The sequence below is a fragment of the Pantoea leporis genome (assembly GCF_028048155.1).
GTDB classification, from domain to species: domain Bacteria; phylum Pseudomonadota; class Gammaproteobacteria; order Enterobacterales; family Enterobacteriaceae; genus Pantoea; species Pantoea leporis.
This window is the reverse complement of sequence record NZ_JALMEU010000001.1, coordinates 549,575-565,217: the sequence shown is the minus strand read 5'-3', so window position 1 is coordinate 565,217 and position 15,643 is coordinate 549,575. Positions and strand designations below refer to the sequence as shown.

12 protein-coding genes are annotated in these 15,643 nt (G+C 56.6%); 7 read left to right on the top strand and 5 right to left on the bottom strand.

Features of this window, described 5'->3' with window-relative positions:
• Positions 1-265 precede the first annotated feature (265 nt).
• The 5 genes from MWH02_RS02595 to MWH02_RS02575 all read left to right on the top strand — a co-directional run bounded on the left by MWH02_RS02595 (position 266) and on the right by MWH02_RS02575 (position 6,051).
• Entirely contained in the window at positions 266-1,249 is a 984-nt protein-coding gene (locus MWH02_RS02595) for an arabinose ABC transporter substrate-binding protein (RefSeq protein ID WP_101764515.1), read from the top strand.
• Positions 1,250-1,423: 174 nt separating this feature from the next.
• The gene (araG, locus tag MWH02_RS02590; RefSeq protein ID WP_110866058.1) at positions 1,424-2,944 is read left to right on the top strand and encodes an L-arabinose ABC transporter ATP-binding protein AraG; all 1,521 of its coding nucleotides are present in this window, start codon (positions 1,424-1,426) and stop codon (positions 2,942-2,944) included.
• Between the two features lie 17 nt (positions 2,945-2,961).
• Positions 2,962-3,948: an L-arabinose ABC transporter permease AraH gene (gene araH, locus MWH02_RS02585; RefSeq protein ID WP_008110235.1), complete on the top strand. Its 987-nt coding sequence runs from the start codon at positions 2,962-2,964 to the stop codon at positions 3,946-3,948.
• 67 nt (positions 3,949-4,015) lie between these two features.
• Positions 4,016-4,933, top strand: a complete 918-nt coding sequence (araC, locus tag MWH02_RS02580; RefSeq protein WP_101764513.1) for an arabinose operon transcriptional regulator AraC — start codon at positions 4,016-4,018, stop codon at positions 4,931-4,933.
• A gap of 77 nt (positions 4,934-5,010) precedes the next feature.
• Positions 5,011-6,051 (top strand): oxidoreductase, encoded by a 1,041-nt coding sequence (locus MWH02_RS02575; protein WP_061720150.1) that lies wholly within the window; start codon positions 5,011-5,013, stop codon positions 6,049-6,051.
• 66 nt (positions 6,052-6,117) lie between these two features.
• On the opposite strand, the gene add is transcribed toward MWH02_RS02575, so the two are convergent.
• The 3 genes from add to malX form a co-directional block, all read right to left on the bottom strand.
• The gene (gene add / locus MWH02_RS02570) at positions 6,118-7,116 is read right to left on the bottom strand and encodes an adenosine deaminase (RefSeq protein WP_101764511.1); all 999 of its coding nucleotides are present in this window, start codon (positions 7,114-7,116) and stop codon (positions 6,118-6,120) included.
• Positions 7,117-7,234: 118 nt separating this feature from the next.
• Positions 7,235-8,413, bottom strand: coding sequence for a MalY/PatB family protein (locus tag MWH02_RS02565; protein WP_271459851.1), 1,179 nt, complete (start codon positions 8,411-8,413; stop codon positions 7,235-7,237).
• The gene (gene malX / locus MWH02_RS02560; RefSeq protein ID WP_110866061.1) at positions 8,413-9,999 is read right to left on the bottom strand and encodes a maltose/glucose-specific PTS transporter subunit IIBC; all 1,587 of its coding nucleotides are present in this window, start codon (positions 9,997-9,999) and stop codon (positions 8,413-8,415) included. The genes MWH02_RS02565 and malX overlap by 1 nt, the downstream gene beginning before the upstream one ends.
• Before the next feature lie 174 nt (positions 10,000-10,173).
• Between malX and malI the strand changes: the two genes are divergently transcribed.
• On the top strand, positions 10,174-11,202 hold the full coding sequence (gene malI / locus MWH02_RS02555) for a Mal regulon transcriptional regulator MalI (RefSeq protein ID WP_110866062.1): 1,029 nt from the start codon (positions 10,174-10,176) through the stop codon (positions 11,200-11,202).
• A gap of 26 nt (positions 11,203-11,228) precedes the next feature.
• Here the strand turns inward: malI and MWH02_RS02550 are convergent, their stop codons facing one another.
• Complete coding sequence (locus MWH02_RS02550) at positions 11,229-12,728, bottom strand: YdgA family protein (protein WP_110866063.1); 1,500 nt, start codon at positions 12,726-12,728, stop codon at positions 11,229-11,231.
• Between the two features lie 132 nt (positions 12,729-12,860).
• Positions 12,861-14,036, bottom strand: a complete 1,176-nt coding sequence (gene manA, locus MWH02_RS02545; RefSeq protein ID WP_271459850.1) for a mannose-6-phosphate isomerase — start codon at positions 14,034-14,036, stop codon at positions 12,861-12,863.
• 197 nt (positions 14,037-14,233) lie between these two features.
• Between manA and fumC the strand changes: the two genes are divergently transcribed.
• Positions 14,234-15,631 (top strand): class II fumarate hydratase, encoded by a 1,398-nt coding sequence (fumC, locus tag MWH02_RS02540; protein ID WP_271459849.1) that lies wholly within the window; start codon positions 14,234-14,236, stop codon positions 15,629-15,631.
• Positions 15,632-15,643 lie beyond the last annotated feature (12 nt).

Sequence of the window (15,643 nt, the reverse complement as noted above, 5' to 3'; positions counted from 1 at the left end):
GGGGATGTGTGATCCACTGCAAAAGTTAACGACCGGTTAAATTTGCTGAATATATGGAGGATTTTGTCATCGTTTTGGGATGTGATACCGCTCTACATTTTTCCTGTCCATTCCCGCTACAACTAGCCCAGCGTTTGCGCAGCCTTTGTACAACCTTTGCGCTAACGCGCTGATTTTTAGCTGTACCCCACAGAATGGTTTGATTGGTAGCGTTTACACCGATTGGTTAATAACAGCCTAAAACAACATTATGCCGGAGAGCATCATGCATAAATTCACTAAAACGCTGGCGGCGCTAGGTCTCGCTGCGGTTATGTCACAATCCGCTATCGCCGAGACCATGAAACTCGGTTTCCTCGTTAAACAACCGGAGGAACCCTGGTTCCAGACCGAATGGAAATTCGCGGATAAAGCCGGCAAGGATCTCGGCTTTGAAGTGATCAAAATTGCCGTGCCCGATGGTGAGAAAACCCTCAACGCCATCGACAGCCTGGCCGCCAGCGGCGCGAAAGGCTTCGTCATCTGTACGCCAGATCCGAAACTCGGCTCCGCGATTGTCGCCAAAGCGCGCGGTTACGGTCTGAAAGTGATTGCCGTCGATGATCAGTTCGTGACCGCCAAAGGCAAGCCGATGGATACCGTGCCATTGGTGATGATGGCGGCAACCAAGATCGGTGAGCGTCAGGGGCAGGAACTGTATAAAGAGATGCAGAAACGCGGCTGGGATGTGAAAGAGACCGGCGTGATGGCCATCACCGCGAACGAACTCGACACCGCACGCCGTCGCACCAGCGGTTCGATGGATGCGCTGAAAGCCGCCGGTTTCCCGGAGAAGCAGATCTATCAGGTGCCAACCAAATCCAATGATATCCCAGGCGCCTTTGACGCCGGTAACTCGCTGCTGGTGCAGCATCCGGAAGTGAAACACTGGCTGATTCTCGGCATGAACGATAACACCGTGCTGGGCGGCGTTCGCGCCACCGAAGGCCAGGGCTTTAAAGCGCCCGATGTGATCGGTATCGGCATTAACGGTGTTGATGCGGTGAGTGAGCTGTCGAAAGGATCCGCCACCGGTTTCTACGGTTCGCTGCTGCCAAGCCCGGACGTGCACGGTTATAAGAGCAGCGAGATGCTCTACAACTGGGTGACCAAAGATCAGGAGCCGCCGAAGTTCACCGAGGTCACCGATGTGGTGCTGATTACCCGCGATAACTTCAAAGCCGAGCTGGATAAGAAAGGGCTGAAGTAATCACGTTGTTCGTTGTTTGAGCAGCACCATCTAAATGTTTAGCCAAAATGATTCGTGCTGTAACAAGGCGGCAAGTGCACTTATCCCCGGGAGCTTACTTTTATAAGTGACCGGGGTAAGTTCACGCAGCCAACGCAGTTACAGTGCGAAGCATGAAGGCTTAGAGGAGTCACCATGAACACTGATCAAGCCTTTCTGTCGTTTCATGGCATCAGCAAAACCTTTCCCGGCGTGAAAGCGCTGCAGGACATCTCATTCAGCTGCCGTGCCGGCGAAGTGCACGCGCTGATGGGGGAGAACGGTGCCGGTAAATCGACGCTGTTGAAGATCCTCAGCGGTAGCTACCAGCCCAGCGGCGGCGAGATCCGCATTAAAGGCCAGCCGAAGAGTTTCAACACCACCGTGGATGCGCTGGATGCCGGCGTGGCGATCATTTACCAGGAACTGCATCTGGTGCCGGAAATGAGCGTGGCGGAAAATATCTATCTCGGCCAGCTGCCGCACAAGCGCGGTCTGGTGAATCGCAAACTGCTGCGTTATGAAGCCGGTTTGCAGCTGCAAAATCTTGGCATGGATATCGATCCGGACATGCCGCTGAAATATCTGTCGCTCGGCCAATGGCAGATGGTGGAGATCGCCAAAGCGCTGGCGCGTAACGCACGCATCATCGCTTTTGACGAACCGACCAGCTCGCTGTCGGCGCGCGAAATTGATCACTTGTTCCGCGTCATCCGTCAGCTACGCGAGCAGGGCCGCACCGTGTTGTACGTGTCGCATCGCATGGAGGAGATTTTTGCCCTGAGCGATGCCATCACCGTGTTTAAAGATGGCCGCTACGTGCGCACCTTCACCGACATGAAAAACACCCATCACGATGATTTGGTGCAGGCGATGGTGGGGCGCAATCTGGGGGATATTTATGGTTACGCGCCGCGTGAACTGGGCCCGGTGCGTCTGCAGCTGGACGCGGTGGAGGCAAAGGGCGTGCGCACGCCGATTTCGTTGACGGTGCGTGCCGGTGAAATCGTTGGCCTGTTTGGTTTAGTGGGCGCGGGACGCAGTGAACTGATGAAAGGGCTGTTCGGTGCCACTAAATTGCGCGGCGGCAGCGTGACGCTGGATGGTAAAAAGCTCAACATTCGCCAGCCGATCGACGCCATCCGCGCCGGCATCATGCTGTGCCCGGAAGATCGCAAATCTGAAGGCATCATTCCGGTGCATTCGGTGCGCGATAACATCAACATCAGCGCGCGTCGCCACAATCTCACCGCTGGTTGCCTGATCAAACCGAGCTGGGAAGCGAAAAACGCCGATATCCACATTCGTTCACTCAACATCAAAACGCCAGGCCCGCAGCAGCTGATCATGAATCTTTCCGGAGGCAACCAGCAGAAGGCGATTCTGGGCCGCTGGCTGTCGGAAGAGATGAACGTGATCCTGCTCGATGAGCCGACGCGCGGCATTGACGTCGGTGCCAAACACGAAATCTACAACCTGATTTATCAACTGGCGAAAAAGGGGATTGCGGTGCTGTTTGCCTCCAGCGATCTGCCGGAAGTGATGGGATTAGCTGACCGCATTCTGGTGATGCGTGAAGGTTCCATTGCCGGTGAACTGTCCCACGATACGGCCACAGAGCAGCTGACGCTGAGCCTGGCGATGCCGAAAACCACTCAAGCGGCCGCCGTGGCCTGATGTAAAGGAGAGCAATAATGGCTTCATCTACCACTTCCAACACGCCACCGGTGCAGCGCAACGGGCTGCAGCTGGGGCGGATTTGGGACAACTTCGGCATGCTGGTGGTGTTCGCACTGCTGTTTATCGTTTGTGCCATTTTCGTGCCGAACTTTGGTTCTATCATCAACATGAAAGGGCTCGGGCTGGCGATGTCGATGTCCGGCATGGTGGCGTGCGGCATGCTGTTCTGCCTGGCTTCCGGCGACTTTGACCTGTCCGTGGCGTCGGTGATCGCCTGCGCCGGTGTGGTCACCGCGGTGGTGATCAACATGACCGAAAGCCTGTGGATTGGCGTGGCAGCCGGATTGCTGCTCGGCATGGCCACCGGTTTTATCAACGGCTTCGTCATTGCGCGGCTGAAAATCAACGCCCTGATCACCACGCTGGCCACCATGCAGATTGTGCGCGGCCTGGCTTACATCTTTTCTGACGGCAAAGCGGTGGGGATTGAAGACGAGCGCTTCTTTACCCTCGGCTACGCCAACTGGCTCGGCGTGCCGGCACCGATTTGGCTCACCATCGCTACCATGGTGCTGTTCGGTTTCCTGCTGAACAAAACCACCTTTGGTCGCAACACGCTGGCGATTGGCGGCAATGAAGAAGCAGCGCGTCTGGCCGGCGTGCCGGTGGTACGCACGCGTATCATCATCTTCATCTTGTCCGGTTTAGTGTCGGCGGCGGCGGGCATCATTCTGGCGTCGCGCATGACCAGCGGCCAGCCCATGACCTCGCTCGGATACGAGCTGATTGTGATTTCAGCTTGCGTGCTGGGCGGCGTCTCGCTGAAAGGCGGCATCGGCAAAATTTCATACGTAGTGGCGGGCGTGCTGATTCTGGGCACGGTTGAGAATGCGATGAATTTATTGAATATCTCGCCATTCTCACAGTATGTAGTGCGCGGTTTGATACTGTTAGCGGCGGTGATTTTTGACCGCTACAAACAGAAAAGTAAAGCCGCCTGATAACCCAGGCTGAGCGTGCCAGTAAGTGGGCACGCTCAGCGCCGCGAAACGGAAAAGTGAGGGCATTATGTACCATCGCGAACCCCCAAGTGAGCAGCAGAATCCCTTATTGCCGGGCTATGCGTTCAATGCCTGGCTGGTGGCAGGCTTAACGCCGATTAATGCCAATGACGCACTCGATTTCTTTATCGATCGTCCGCACGGCATGAAAGGTTACATCCTTAATCTGACCATTAAAGGTCAGGGGCGCGTGTTTGATGGCGAATCTGCCTTCGACTGCGAGCCGGGCGATCTGCTGCTGTTTCAACCGAAAACCCCGCACTATTACGGCCGCGCGCCAGACAGCCCGTGCTGGTTCCATCGCTGGGTCTATTTCCGCCCGCGCGCTTACTGGACCGATTGGTTGCAGTGGCAGGATGAGAGCCAGGGCGTGGGGCGCTTGCATTTGTCAGAAGCGCAGCGTGCCGAGTTTGATCGCCTGTTCGCCAGCATCGAGCAAACCCACAACTCCGGACGTCGCTTCGCCGAAGAGCTGGCGATGAATCTGCTGGAGCGCTTGCTACTGCGCGCGGTGGAAGAGGACCCGCGTAGCCATCAACAGATCCGCGATCCGCGCGTGATTGAAGCTTGCCAGTACGTCACCAATCATCTGGCGGGCGAAGTGAAGATTGAAGAAGTGGCGCGCCATGTTTGCCTGTCGCCGTCACGGCTGGCGCATCTGTTCCGCGAGCAAATGGGCATTAATCTGCTGCGCTGGCGCGAAGATCAGCGGGTGATCCGCGCCAAACTGCTGCTGCAAACCACTCAGGAACCGATCGCTTCCGTCGGGCGTGAAGTGGGCTACGATGACCAACTTTACTTCTCACGCGTGTTCCGCAAACGCGTTGGCGTCAGCCCCAGCGACTTCCGCCGCCGCAGCCAGGATGCGCAGGATGCTTTGGTAGCGCACGAGAGCTGGCAATCCGCACGGAGTGCTATTTCCTGAGTTTTCAGGTGATTCCGCCTTGTTCTTATAGACCGATTCGTCTTAAATCAGTCTGGTAACGAACAAGAGGAATGAGAATGAGCGATAAATTACGTGTCGGCCTAATCGGCTACGGTTTTGCCAGCAAAACCTTTCATGCACCCTTGATCGCCGGTACGCCGGATGTTGAGCTGGCGGCGATCTCAAGCAGCGATGCCAGCAAAGTGCATGCTGATTGGCCGTCCGTGCAGGTGGTTTCCGATCCACAAGCGCTGCTGGACGACCCGACACTGCAACTGATTGTTATTCCGACCCCGAATGACACCCATTTCCCATTAGCCAAAGCGGCACTCAACGCCGGTAAACACGTGGTGGTGGATAAGCCATTTACCGTGACGTTGTCACAAGCACGTGAGCTAGATGCGCTGGCCAAAGCCAAAGGTCTGCTGCTGTCGGTGTTCCATAACCGCCGTTGGGACAGCGATTTCCTGACGCTGAAATCCCTGCTGAACGACGGTACGCTGGGCGAAGTGCGTTACTTCGAATCCCACTTTGACCGTTTCCGTCCGGAAGTGCGTCAGCGCTGGCGTGAAATGAAAGGCGCGGGCAGCGGCATTTGGTTCGATCTCGGACCGCACGTGCTGGATCAGGCTTTGCAGCTGTTTGGCACGCCGGTTGCGATCAATGTCGATATGGCGGAATTGCGGCCGGGCGCGCAAACCACCGATTACTTCCATGCGGTGTTGACCTATCCTACGCGTCGCGTGGTGCTGCATGCCAGCATGCTGGTGGCGGCGGAATCCGCGCGCTTTGTGGTGCACGGTACGCGCGGCAGCTACGTGAAATACGGGCTGGATCCGCAGGAAGATCGTCTGAAAGCGGGTGAACGTCCGCCGCAGGAAGATTGGGGCTACGACATGCGCAACGGCACGCTGACCCTGGCGGAAGGCGATGTGATGGTGGAGAAAGAGCTGTTGACCTTGCCAGGTAACTATCCGGCGTACTACGCAGGTATCCGTGATGCGATTGCGGGCACAGGTGCGAATCCGGTGCAGGCAGAAGAGGCGATTCAGGTGATGGAGTTGATCGAGCTGGGCTTGCAGTCCGCCGAGAAGCGTCAGACCCTATCGTTGCGTTAATTCTGTTAAAAGATCGCCAGGAATGGCGACCCTACGATCTAAGGTGCGCGTTATGCGCACCTTTTTTTATCCCGCTACGCGCGCGCGCAGCGCGGCTTTCTCTGCATCACTCAGGAACGCGATGGTTACACCATTATCCTGTGCCTGACGCATCTCTTCTGCCGTCAATCCCGCTTGCGGTGCCGCCACTTCATACTCATGGGCCAGCTCAACGCCCTGAACCGCCGGGTCGTCGGTGTTAATGGTGGCGAGAATGCCGTGCTGCAGGAAGGTTTTCAGCGGATGGCTGCTCAGCGACGAAACGGTGCTGGTCTGAATATTCGAAGTGAGGCATGACTCAATCCCAATGCGCTGCTCAGCAAGGAAATCCATCAATGCACGGTCTTCAATCGCCTTCACGCCGTGACCAATACGCTCCGCGCCCAGCTCGCGAATCGCTTGCCAGATGCTTTCCGGGCCTGCGGCTTCACCGGCGTGAACGGTAATGCGGAAACCGGCGTCACGCGCACGATTAAAGTGGCTGAGGAATTCACTGCCTGGGAAGCCTAGCTCGTCACCGGCCAAATCGACGGCGGTGATGCCCTCGCGATGTGCCAGCAAAGCTTCCAGCTCGCGCAGGCAAGCTTCTTCACCAAAGGTGCGGCTCATAATGCCGGTCAGGCGTACATCAACGCCGTATTGCTGAATGCCGGCGCGCACACCATCAATCACCGCCTCAACCACGCCGGCAATCGGCAGTTGATGCGTCATCGCCATGTAGCCCGGTGAGAAGCGCAGTTCCGCATAGTGAATGCCAGCGCGCGCCGCATCTTCGACGTTTTCCAGCGCGATACGACGACAGGCATCAAGATCGCCCAGCACTTTTACGCCCCAGTCGAGTTTCTGCAGGAAACTTACCAGATCCGGTTCATTAGCCGTGACCTGCACATGCGGACGCAATGCATCAAGCGTTTCAGCGGGCAGCGCAAGATTATGCTGACGACCTAAGTCGAGAATGGTTTGTGCGCGGATATTGCCATCAAGGTGGCGGTGAATGTCGGTAAGGGGGAGTTTTGGATCAATCATGGCGCACTCGCTTAAGTTTCATAAAGTGCAGAGGATTATAAAAACATCTTGCGCAACAGCGCCAGCGATTTGCGCAAACAGCAAAACGGATGCTGAATTAATCAGCATCCGTGGCATTTTAGAACGATTTTAGCCCGGCAATCAGGCGATCCAGCCCATCATCCAGTTTGCTGCGCGGGCAACCGGCGTTGAGACGCAGATAACCGCGACTCGCCGCGCCGTAGGTCGAACCCGGCATGATCGCCACTTTGTGTTGATGAATCAGACGCTGTTGCAGCACCTGTTCGTCAATGCCAAGCGGATTGAGATCGATCCACGCCAGGTAAGTCGCGGCGGGCGGTTGCCAGTTAAGCTGCGGAAACGCCGTGTTCAGGCGCTGCGCGATGTGCTGCATGTTGCCACGCAAATGGGCGCGCAGCGCATCCAGCCACGGCGCGCCCGCGCGATAAGCGGCGATGGTAGCGGCAAGCGCCATTACCGCTGGCGAGGATAAGCCATCCTGCTGCTTCAACGCATGGAACCACGCCTGACGATCGTGCTCATCAGGGATGATGCCCCACGCGCCGGTCAGCGCCGGAATGTTGAAGCTCTTGGAGGCCGAGGTGAACAGCGCCCAGGCGGACTGCGCGACCTTGCTCCAGGGTGTATGCTGCGCATCACTCAGCACCATGTCCATATGAATTTCATCGCTAATCACCTTAACGCCATGCTTTTCGCACAGCGCCGCCATATGGCGCAGCTCATCTTCGCGCCACACTTTGCCGCTAGGATTGTGCGGACTGCACAGCAGCATCACTTTACAGCGCGGACGCGCCAGCAAACTTTCCAGCTGCGTCATGTCACACAGCCATTCGTTAGCGTGGCGCTGCAGCGGCAGCTCCAGCACGCGACGCTGATTGCCATTGATGGTGTTATAAAATGCATCGTAAGCGGGGGTGTGAATCAGCACTTCATCATCCGGCTGCGTCCAGTGGCGCAACAGCTGCGCCACCATGTAAATCACCGACGGGCCATAAACCAGCGATTCTGCCGCCACTTCGGTAGCGAAACGGCTGCGCATCCAATGTTGAATGGCAGAAAGAAAATCATCATGCTGCCAGCGGCTGTAGCCAAACACACCGTGTGCGAGGCGCTGTTGCAGCGCCTCGAGGATGCATGGCGCGGTGGCGAAATCCATATCGGAGATAGTGAAGGGCAGCAAGTCCGCCACGCCGAAACGATCGGCCACGAAATCCCACTGCGTACACCAGCTACCGTGGCGATCCACCACCTGATTGAAAGCGAAATCCTGCATCATTACACCGTCGCGCTCATCAAGTGTGCCATCTCATCTTTGACCGATTGCACCTGCGGGCCCATCACCACTTGCAGATTGGTCGCATTAACATGCACCACGCCAATCGCACCGTTGGCTTTCAGTGTTGCATCATCCACCTTGCTCATGTCGACCACGGTAATGCGCAGACGCGTCAGGCAGTTATCCAGTGAGGCGATGTTTTCCACGCCGCCCAGCGCCGACAGAATCGCTGGCGTATTAAAGCCGGATTTACCCACAGCCGCGCGATTAACCTGCTGCGCTACGCTGTTGGTTTCCACTTCGCGGCCTGGCGTTTTGATGTTGAAGTGACTGATAGCAAAGCGGAAGATGGCGTAATAACCCACGAACCACACCGCAGCAATCACCGGCACCCAATACCATTTGGTGGAGAGGCCGTGCAGCACGCCGAAGACGAAGAAGTCGATCACGTTGCCGTCGGTATTACCGATAGTCACGCCCAGCATCGCCATTACGGTGAAGCCCAAGCCGGTCAACAGCGCGTGGATCAAATACAGCACCGGCGCGACGAACAGGAACAGGAACTCCAGCGGTTCAGTGGTACCGCCCACCACGCAAGCCACCACGCCGGAAATCAGCAGACCTTTAATTTTATGACGGTTTTCCGGACGGGCGCAGTGATACATCGCCAAGGCCGCACCCGGCAAACCCCCGAGGAAGGCTGGCATTTTACCCTGCGACAGGAAGCGCGTGGCGCTCTCGGCGAAGCCGTGGGTATCCGCACAGGCCAATTGCGCCTGGAAGATAGTTAACGCACCGCTAACACTTTTACCGCACACATCCATGGTGCCGCCCGCATCGGTAAAGCGGATGATTGCCACCAGAATGTGTTGCAAGCCAAAAGGTAAAAGCAGACGTTCGCCAGTACCGAAGATCATCGGACCAAATTCACCGGCGCTGTTAATCACCCAGCCGAGGCCGGTAATCGCGCGTGCAAAGAATGGCCAAATCAGCGGAACCACCAGGCCCAGCACGCCCATCGCCATCGCCGTAACGATCGGCACAAAACGCGTACCACCGAAAAACGCCAGCGCATCTGGCAGGCGAATGTTGTGGAAGCGCTCATGTAACCAGAACACCACGATACCGACGATCACCGCGCCGAGAATACCGGTGTCGATGGACTGAATGCCGAGGATGTTTTGTACGTTATTGGCTTTCAGCACCGCCGCATCGGTGGTTGGCAGAATGCCGTTGATGTTGAGCCAGAAGTTGATACTCAGGTTCAGTACCGCGTAGCCAACAAAACCGGCAAAGGCGGCGACGCCTTTATTCTCGCGCGCCATACCGAGCGGAATGGCAATGGCAAACATCACCGGCAGATAGCTAAAGGCAAAAGAGCCGATCTTCGCCAGCCAGATAAACAGGTATTGCAGGAAAGGCTGATCGAGAAGAGGAATTAGCGTCAGGACATCATGACTGCTGAGGGAACTGCCAATTCCTAACAGAATGCCGCAGAACGAGAGCAGGGCGACGGGCAACATAAAGGTTTTACCCAGACTTTGGAAAAACTCCCAAAGTGACATTTTGGGGCGGCTGGCGGACATAGATTCTCCTGGCAATAAAAGTAAAAGGCTTCAATGTGGTCAAGGATGATAAAACGTTTTACCACTTATTTTTGTGGCTATAATCACAAAGAGTGACTAATTGCAGGCTTTATTTTTGGTGCAATCAGTGTAACGTTTTATCTCTTTGAATTTGGACGTCGGTAACGGAACACTATGTCCCAGCAGAAAACCACTATTCATGATGTGGCGTTGGTCGCCGGGGTGTCGGTCTCTACCGTGTCGTTGGTGCTCTCCGGCAAAGGGCGCATCTCGCCCGCTACGGCCATACGCGTTAATCAGGCGATTGAGCAGCTTGGCTACGTGCGTAATCGCTCAGCCTCGATTTTGCGCGGCGGCGAAAGCGGCGTGATCGGCCTGATCGTGCGCGATCTCAGCCAGCCCTTTTATGCCGCGATGACGGCCGGACTCAGTGAAGTGCTGGAGCAGCAGGGCAAAGTGCTGGTGCTGACACAAAGCGGTCAGCACGGACAACACCTTAAACGCTGTTTTGACACGCTGGTGGCGCAGGGCGCGGAAGGCATTGTGCTCGGCGGCGCGGCGGCGCAAGCAGAAACGCTGGTGCCGCAGGCGCAGGAGCAAAACATCGCGTTGGTTTGCGCTTCGCGCGCCAGCAGCCTCGACAATGTCGACTCACTGCGGCCCGATAACAGCCAGGCGGCGCGCATGGCGACGGAGTATCTGATTCGGCAGGGACATCAGCGCATCGCCTGGATGGGCGGTTTGGGATCGTCACTGACGCGCGCCGAGCGGATTGGCGGCTATTGCGCCACTTTGCTGCAATATGGCTTATCGTTCCGGTCCGACTGGATTATCGAGTGCGACGATCGCCAGCAAAGCGTGTCCGCGTTAACGCTGCAGTTGTTGCGTCAACATCCCGGCATCACCGCGATTCTGGCGCATAACGGCAGCACCGCGCTCGGCTGCTATTTTGGCGCGTTACGCTGTGGGCGAACCTTTGGTGAAGGCGCGGTGGATAGCTACTACACGCAGCAGCTGGCGCTGGTGGGCTTTAATGACGATCCGCAGCGGGAGTTGCACGATCCCACCATGACCTTTGTCAGTAGTGAAGCGCGTGATGTGGGGAGAAGAGCGGCGGAGCGGATGTTGCAGCGGCTGGCGCAGCCGGAAGCGGAGATTCAGAGTTTGATTGTGCCGCCGCAGCTAATGCGCGGCGAAGTGTAAGGGCGGCCAATTGGCCGCCCCATGAATTACTCTGGCATACCTTCGCTGGTTGGTGCGCCCAGCATATAGCGTGACAGGAACTGCTCCAGCGTCATCTTGTCGCCATTCATGGTGACCTGGCCGTTGCCGTACTGCAGGCTGGTGACGATGTTATCATCCTGCTGCTGCGTCAGGCGGAACATCTGGCCCATCGCTGCTAAACCCTTAACCTGCTGATCCGCCAGTTTCTGCGCATCGTCACCCTGATAACCTTCCGCCAAACCGACATGACGCATGGTTTCGGTTGCCATTGGCATATTGATCGCCAGCTTGCCGTCGAGGGTTTTCAGCACGCGATCCACTGCGGCACCCAAACTCTGCGCTTCGCCGCTCACGGTGGCCGGATCGTTAAAGCCCACGTTCAGGTTAAAGGTGCTTTCACCTTTATCATTTTTCCAGCTCAGCGGCGCGATGCTCAGCGTTGGCGAGCCTTTCAACAGCGTTGGCAGGTTATTACGCAGAATGGTTTGCACGCTGGCCTGATAGCGAATCGGATCTTCCGCCACGCCCGGCTGGTTAAGCAGATCCTGCATCTGCGCGTTGTAAGTATCGGAGAAGGCTTTCACCGCCTGCGCATCAAACTGCGCAAACTTCATCGCCAGCTTAGCTTCACCAAACGGCTGCTTCTGTAGGGTAATCTTGTCAACATCGACATCCAGCTGCCCACCAATCTTGCCTTCTTTATTGTCAAAGGACGAGGTGGTTTTCAGCTTCTCCAGCGACAAACCTTCCTGACCGTTGATGCTGGCATCCAGTTTATCCAGAGAGATCGACTGATCGCCGACGCGCACGCCTTCCGGGCTGAGATGGGTATCGCCGCTCAGCTTCAGGCCATTCAGCGTAAACAGCACCGGCAGTTCAACCTGATTTTTGCTGGTGACCGCGATGCTGGAGAAGTCGCCGTCGAGGCTGACTTTGTCACCTTTGCTGTCGGCGCTGATGTTCAGCGTGCCGCCATTGGTGGCCAGACGATCGCCGGTCTGCGGATTGTTGTAATCCACCGCCAGCAGGTTGAGATCGGTATTGGTCGCACCGCTGTAGCCGACGCGGGTATCGGCGTTGACCAGCGATTTGCCGTTGGTCAGTTCAAACAGTTTCTTCACCGCATCGGTGTTTTCCAGTTCGGTATGCACAGACGCCATACTTGGGATCAGGCTGCCGCGCTTCAACTGGGCGAACGGGAAAGGACCGTGATCGATCGTCTCGTTCAGCACGATACTTTGACCAGGCTTCAACAGCGGATTGTCATTGGTTTGCGAGCTGGCCTGTACCACCAATTTGGTTTTGCTGCTGAACACGCCGCGCTGATAATCCTGATAGCTCAGCGTCAAACGGCTGTTCGGCGCGTAAGCATTCAGCTGCGCGTTGGCGTTCTGCAACATCTCATCCATATGGCTTTCCAGTTGTTTACCGGTAAACCATGCAGCACCAGTCCAAATCACGCCGAGCGCCACAATCACACCTACGGCAACCTGGGTCTTTTTCATCGCTGTGTCGTCCTTATCCTTGCGTCCGCACGCCGCTGGTCGGTGCGCGACGGGTGAAGAAAAACGCCCGCAGGCGTTTTAAATTAATAGTTTAAAAGAATAGCAGTTAATGCTGGCAGCGTCAGCCGGATCTCAGTTGAGCGTATTAAACACGCGCGCCAGACGTCCGGTGCCTGCCGCGTTGACCGGCGACTCATTGGCAGCGACAAAGCAGGATTCACCCGGCTTCAGCACCAGCTGTTGCCCGGACTTCTCAATTATCGCCTGACCTTCAATGCAGAACAGCAGGGCCGCGCTATTTTGTGCCAGCGCTTGCGGCGCAGCGGAAAGCCCATGAATGGCAAAGGCAAAGTCCTCTACCGGGATCGGGAAGTTCAGGGTTTCGCCGTCGCGCTGCGGCTGCGTCAGCAGCGTCGCGGCCGGTTTTGCCTGAAACTTCAGGTTAGCCAGCAGTTCCGGGATATCGATGAACTTCGGCGTCAGACCGGCGCGCAGCACGTTATCGGAGTTCGCCATCACTTCCAGCGCCACGCCTTTCAGATAGGCGTGCGGCGTTTCGGCAAACAGGAACATCGCTTCGCCTGGCTGCAGGGTAATGACATTGAGCAGCAGCGGCGAAAACAGACCGCTGTCATCCGGATAATCGATGGCGATAGATTTGATGGTCTGCCACGGCTCGCCTTCACGCGCGTTAATCGCCGATTTCAGTACGCCGATGGCGCGCGATTTGGCCTCGTCTTGCAGCGACAGCAGCGTGGCGAACAGTTTGGCCAGATTGGCTTCGTTAGCGTTTTCGAGGAAATGGGCGATTTGCGGATGGGCACCGGCCACCGGTTCGAGCAGCGAGACAATCTCATGCAGCTCACGAAAACCGTTCATCGCCTGGAAGGGTGTCAGCGCATACACCAGCTCGGGCTTGTGATTAGCATCTTTATAGTTACGTTCGGCAGCGCTCAGCGGAATGCCCGCGGCATTTTCACGCGCAAAACCCTGTTCGGCAGCGGCTTTGCTGGGATGTACCTGAATCGACAGCGGCTGATCGGCGCACAGCACTTTAAACAGGAACGGCAGCTCGCCGAAACGTTCAGCCACCGCTTTGCCGAGCATGGCGACTTTGTCGGCATCAATTATCTCACGCAGCGAACGCACTTCGCCGTTGACCTCAACGGTAGACGGGCTTTTCGGGTGCGCGCCCATCCACAGTTCTGCCATCGGCAAACCTTGTGGATTTTCGATGCCATAGAGTTCGGTCAGCGCAGTTTTGCTGCCCCAGGCGTAATTTTGCAGCGAATTGTTCAATTTTTGCATCGTTTACCCTTAATAACCGTAAGTAAATAGGCTTATTAAAGCAGAAAGTGCCATAGAAAATACACGAACAAGTGCAATAAAGGCGATAGGCTCGCATAATGTTAAATTCTTGTATGTGACAATCTTGCTCGCTCAACGGCGTCGCGGGAAGGCGTTTAGAGCGGAAACCTCAAAATCTGAGCTAAGGAGACGTAGTCATGGCAGCCAATCGCATTGAAAAAGACTCAATGGGACCGATTGAAGTACCGGCAGATAAGTTGTGGGGCGCACAAACCCAGCGTTCGCTGGAACATTTCAAAATCTCAACCGAGAAAATGCCCGTGGCATTGGTGCATGCGCTGGCGCTGACCAAGCGCGCGGCGGCGCAGGTGAACCAGGATCTCGGCTTGCTTCCGGCCGATCGTGCCCAGGCGATTCTCAAAGCCGCCGACGAAGTGCTGGCCGATAAGCACAGCGAGGAGTTTCCGCTGGCAATTTGGCAGACCGGCTCCGGCACCCAGACCAACATGAACATGAATGAAGTGCTGGCCAACCGCGCCAGTGAAATTCTTGGCGGCGAGCGTGGCATGTCGCGTCTGGTGCACCCAAATGACGACGTGAATAAAAGCCAAAGCTCCAACGATGTGTTCCCCACCGCCATGCACGTGGCCGCGGTCATCGCCGTGCGGGAGCAGCTGATTCCGCAGATTCACGTGCTGAAAAAGACGCTGAGTGAAAAATCCGACGCCTTCAAAGATATCGTCAAGATTGGTCGTACCCACTTGCAGGATGCGACACCGCTGACGCTCGGTCAGGAGATCTCCGGCTGGGTAGCGATGCTTGAGCACAATCTCAAACATATTGAGAACAGTATTCCGCACGTAGCGGAGCTGGCGCTGGGCGGCACCGCGGTCGGGACCGGCCTGAATACCCATCCGGAATACGCGGTTCGCGTGGCTGAAGCCCTGGCCGATTTGACCAAACAGCCGTTTGTCACCGCGCCGAACAAGTTCGAAGCGCTGGCGACCTGCGATGCGCTGGTGCACGCGCACGGTGCGCTGAAAGGCCTGGCGGCTTCGCTGATGAAAATTGCCAACGACGTGCGCTGGCTGGCCTCTGGCCCGCGTTGCGGCATTGGCGAACTGGCCATCCCGGAAAATGAGCCAGGCAGCTCGATCATGCCAGGCAAAGTGAACCCCACGCAGTGCGAAGCGCTAACCATGCTGTGTTGTCAGGTGATGGGCAACGACGTGGCGGTGAACATTGGCGGCGCGTCCGGCAACTTTGAGCTCAACGTGTTCCGTCCGATGGTGATCCACAACTTCCTGCAATCGGTGCGTCTGCTAGCCGACGGCATGGACAGCTTCAATCACCACTGCGCGATTGGCATTGAACCGGTACGCGAGCGCATCGATCAGCTGCTGAACGAATCGCTGATGCTGGTGACCGCGCTGAATACCCATATCGGCTACGACAAAGCGGCGGAAATTGCCAAGAAAGCCCATAAAGAAGGCCTGACGCTGAAAGGCTCGGCGCTGAAGCTGGGCTATCTGACCGAAGAGCAGTTCGATGAGTGGGTGCGTCCGGAGGAGATGGTGGGCAGCATGAAGCAGTAAACCGTTATTAAA

Excerpts from the sequence above, each read along its gene's own strand:
- araC (WP_101764513.1), top strand. The coding sequence starts at position 4,016 with ATGTACCATCGCGAACCCCCAAGTGAGCAGCAGAATCCCTTATTGCCG.
- MWH02_RS02550 (WP_110866063.1), bottom strand. The coding sequence starts at position 12,728 with ATGAAAAAGACCCAGGTTGCCGTAGGTGTGATTGTGGCGCTCGGCGTG.
- MWH02_RS02575 (WP_061720150.1), top strand. The coding sequence starts at position 5,011 with ATGAGCGATAAATTACGTGTCGGCCTAATCGGCTACGGTTTTGCCAGC.
- manA (WP_271459850.1), bottom strand. The coding sequence starts at position 14,036 with ATGCAAAAATTGAACAATTCGCTGCAAAATTACGCCTGGGGCAGCAAA.
- araG (WP_110866058.1), top strand. The coding sequence starts at position 1,424 with ATGAACACTGATCAAGCCTTTCTGTCGTTTCATGGCATCAGCAAAACC.
- malX (WP_110866061.1), bottom strand. The coding sequence starts at position 9,999 with ATGTCCGCCAGCCGCCCCAAAATGTCACTTTGGGAGTTTTTCCAAAGT.
- MWH02_RS02595 (WP_101764515.1), top strand. The coding sequence starts at position 266 with ATGCATAAATTCACTAAAACGCTGGCGGCGCTAGGTCTCGCTGCGGTT.
- araH (WP_008110235.1), top strand. The coding sequence starts at position 2,962 with ATGGCTTCATCTACCACTTCCAACACGCCACCGGTGCAGCGCAACGGG.
- malI (WP_110866062.1), top strand. The coding sequence starts at position 10,174 with ATGTCCCAGCAGAAAACCACTATTCATGATGTGGCGTTGGTCGCCGGG.
- add (WP_101764511.1), bottom strand. The coding sequence starts at position 7,116 with ATGATTGATCCAAAACTCCCCCTTACCGACATTCACCGCCACCTTGAT.
- MWH02_RS02565 (WP_271459851.1), bottom strand. The coding sequence starts at position 8,413 with ATGATGCAGGATTTCGCTTTCAATCAGGTGGTGGATCGCCACGGTAGC.
- fumC (WP_271459849.1), top strand. The coding sequence starts at position 14,234 with ATGGCAGCCAATCGCATTGAAAAAGACTCAATGGGACCGATTGAAGTA.